Origin of the sequence: Caulobacter sp. S45 (genome assembly GCF_903642205.1) — a bacterium.
In the GTDB taxonomy this organism is placed as follows: domain Bacteria; phylum Pseudomonadota; class Alphaproteobacteria; order Caulobacterales; family Caulobacteraceae; genus CAHJWH01.
Window position 1 is genome coordinate 1 of record NZ_CAHJWH010000236.1, and the last position, 3,164, is coordinate 3,164.

The following is a 3,164-nucleotide window of genomic DNA, read 5'->3' on the forward strand; positions in this document are numbered from 1 at the left end:
GCGCGACCGGGGCGCCATGCACCTGCAGGCCGCGCACCCGCACCTCCCGCCCGCCGGGCGCCAGCGCCAGGGCGTCGGCCTCGCCCAGCGATCCCCGCCGCAGGGTCCCGGTCACCACCGTGCCGCGCCCGGCAATGCTGAAGGTGCGGTCGATGGGCAGCCAGGGGAAGCCGTCGTCCGGTGGGACGGCGGCATCCTCCACCAGCCGGCCGATGCCTTCGCGCAGAGCGCCGAGGCCCTGGCCGGTCAGCGCTGAGACGATGCAGGGAGGCTCGGGCCGCAGGCCGCGGGCGCGCGCCAGGTCGAGCACCGACCCGGCGCAGGCCTGCGCCGGGTCCGGCGCGACGAGGTCCGCCTTGGCGATCACCGGCAGCACCCGCTCCAGTCCGAGCAGGCCCGCGATCTCCAGATGCTCCACGGTCTGAGGCTTCACGCCCTCGTTGGCGGCGACCACCAGCAGCACCGCGCCGATCCCGGTGGCGCCTGAGATCATGGTGCGCACGAAGCGCTCGTGCCCGGGCATGTCGATGAAGTCGACCTCGGCCTCGGCGAAGCGGGCGTGGGCGAAGCCGAGCGCGATGGAGATGCCGCGCCGCTGCTCCTCGGGCAGGCGGTCGGTCTCCATGCCGGTCAGGGCCCGGACCAGGGCGGTCTTGCCGTGGTCCACATGGCCGACCACGCCGAGCGACAGGCGGCGGCCGGGCGTCACGACCGGCGGACCTGCTCCAGGGCGCCGGCCAAGCCGTCGAGCTCGGCGTCCGAGACGGTCAGCATGTCGAACACCAGGGCGCCGTCCCTGACCCGCCCCACCACCGCCGGCGCGCCGGTGCGCAGCCGCCGGGCGGTCAGCTCCGCGCCGCTCTCGGACGTCCACACCAGGGCGCGGCTCTCCCGGCCCTGGGTCGGCAGGGTGCCGCCGCCGGTGAAGGCCTCGCTCGGCTCCACGCGCCAGTCGTTGCGGTGGGGCGAGGACGCGTCGAGCAGAGCGCCGAGCCGCTCGGCCCGCGCCTGCAGGGCGGCGACGGTCTGGTCCAGCATGGCGAGCACCGGCACGGTCTGCGCCGCCCGTGCCGGGTCGCGGTACAGTTGCAGCGTCGCCTCCAGCGCGGCCAGGGTCATCTTGTCGAGGCGCACCGCGCGCAGCAGGGGGTGACGACGGAGCGGTTCCAGCACGGCGGCGCGCCCGACCAGCAACCCCGCCTGGGGCCCGCCCATCAGCTTGTCGCCGCTGAAGGCCACCAGGTCCGCGCCCGCCGCCAAGCTCTCCTGGACGGTCGGTTCATGCGGCAGGCCCATCGCGCGGAGGTCCACCAGGGCGCCGCCGCCGAGATCGTGCATCAGGATCAGCCCCCGCTCGCGGGCGAGGGCCGCCAGCTGTTCCAGCCCGGCCTCGCCGGTGAAGCCCAGCATGCGGTAGTTGCTGGGATGCACCTTCAGCAGCACCCGGGTGGCGGGGGTGATGGCCGAAGCGTAGTCGGATGAGCGGGTCCGGTTGGTGGTCCCCACCTCCACCAGCTTCGCGCCGCCCTGGGTGATCACGTCGGGGATGCGGAAGCCGCCGCCGATCTCCACCAGCTCCCCGCGGGAGACGACCACCTCGCCCCCGCTTGCCAGCGCGCTCAGCGCCAGCAGCACGGCTGCGGCGGCGTTGTTGACCGCCAGCGCCGCTTCCGCCCCGGTGATCTCGCACAGCAGCGGCTCCACCCCCTGGGTGCGGGCGCCTCGCCGGCCGGCCTCCAGGTCGAACTCCAGGTTGCTGTAGCCCGATGCGACCGCCGCCGCCGCCTCTGCGGCCGCAGAGGCGAGAGGCGCGCGGCCGAGGTTGGTGTGCAGCACGATCCCGGTGGCGTTGATCAGCGGGTGCAGGACGGGACGGGCGGCGCGCGCCAGCCGGGCGTCGATCGCCAGGCTCAGCTCCGCCAGGGCGGGAACCTCGGCGCCGGGATGGCGGCGCAGCGCCGTGCGGGCGGCGTCGAGGCAGGCCCGTGCGCCGGCCACCACCGGCTCGCGCCCGTGCGCGGCCTGCAGCGCCTGGACCTCGGGCTGCTCCAGCAGCCGCTCCACCGAGGGCAGGGCGCGCAGCCGCGTATGCAGCTCCGCGTTCGGGGCGTCGTCCAGGATCAGGCCTCCCTCTCGCGCGCTTCGTATATAGGCGGCCCAGCCCCCGCCAGAGGACTTCGCCTTGGCCGACATGCCCGCGCCCTATCGCCTGACCGATCTCGCCCACGGTGGAGGCTGCGGCTGCAAGCTGGCGCCCGCCGTGCTGCGCGACATCCTGTCCAAGACCCCTGCCGCCGGCCCGTTCGCCGCCCTGATGGTGGGGACCGAGACCAGCGACGACGCCGCCGTCTGGCGGCTGAACGACGCCCAGGCGCTGGTGGCCACCACCGACTTTTTCATGCCGGTGGTGGACGATCCGCACGTGTTCGGCCGCATCGCGGCGACCAACGCCCTGTCGGACGTCTACGCCATGGGCGGCCGGCCGATCTTCGCCCTGGCTGTCGTCGGCATGCCGGTCGACCGGATGCGGGTGGAGGACGTGCAGCAGATCCTGGCCGGCGGGGCGTCGGTGTGTGCGGAGGCCGGGGTTCCCATCGCCGGCGGCCACTCCATCGACAGCGCCGAGCCGATCTACGGCCTGGTGGCGCTGGGCCTCGTCCATCCCGATCGCGTGCGGCGCAACAGCGATGCGCGGGACGGCGACCTGCTGATCCTCACCAAGGGCCTGGGCGTGGGCGTGTTCAGCGCTGCGCTGAAGCAGGCGCGCCTGGACGCGATCGGCTACGCCGCCATGGTGGGCTCCACCACCCAGCTGAACGCGGTAGGGGCGGACCTGGCGGAGGTGGAGGCGGTGCACGCCATGACCGACGTGACCGGCTTCGGCCTGCTCGGCCACCTGCTGGAGGTGTGCCGCGGCTCCGGCCAATCGGCGGAGCTGCGCTGGGCCGACACGCCGCGGCTGCCCGGCGCCTCGGAGCTGGCCGAGGCGGGCGTGCGCACAGGCGCCTCGGGACGGAACTGGGCCAGCTACGGCGAGGCGGTGCGCCTGCCCGAGGGCGCCCCCGACGCTATGCGCGACCTGCTGTGCGATCCCCAGACGAGCGGGGGCCTGCTGCTGAGCGTGGCGCCTGAGGCGGCGGCTGAGGTGCTGGCCCAGGTGCGCG

General features: G+C 74.8%; 3 protein-coding genes. 1 reads left to right on the top strand and 2 read right to left on the bottom strand.

Annotated elements, in window-relative coordinates; all coding sequences use genetic code 11:
- Both HUV06_RS15430 and selA read right to left on the bottom strand, forming a co-directional pair.
- The coding region (locus tag HUV06_RS15430; protein WP_174302129.1) for a GTP-binding protein at positions 1-709 on the bottom strand (709 nt) is incomplete at its 3' end.
- The gene (gene selA / locus HUV06_RS15435; protein WP_174302130.1) at positions 706-2,193 is read right to left on the bottom strand and encodes an L-seryl-tRNA(Sec) selenium transferase; all 1,488 of its coding nucleotides are present in this window, start codon (positions 2,191-2,193) and stop codon (positions 706-708) included. The genes HUV06_RS15430 and selA, both read right to left, overlap by 4 nt.
- Between selA and selD the strand changes: the two genes are divergently transcribed.
- Positions 2,192-3,164 (top strand): selenide, water dikinase SelD (gene selD / locus HUV06_RS15440; RefSeq protein ID WP_174302131.1); only part of this gene is annotated, 973 nt, incomplete at its 3' end. The two genes, selA and selD, sit on opposite strands and share 2 nt — an antisense overlap.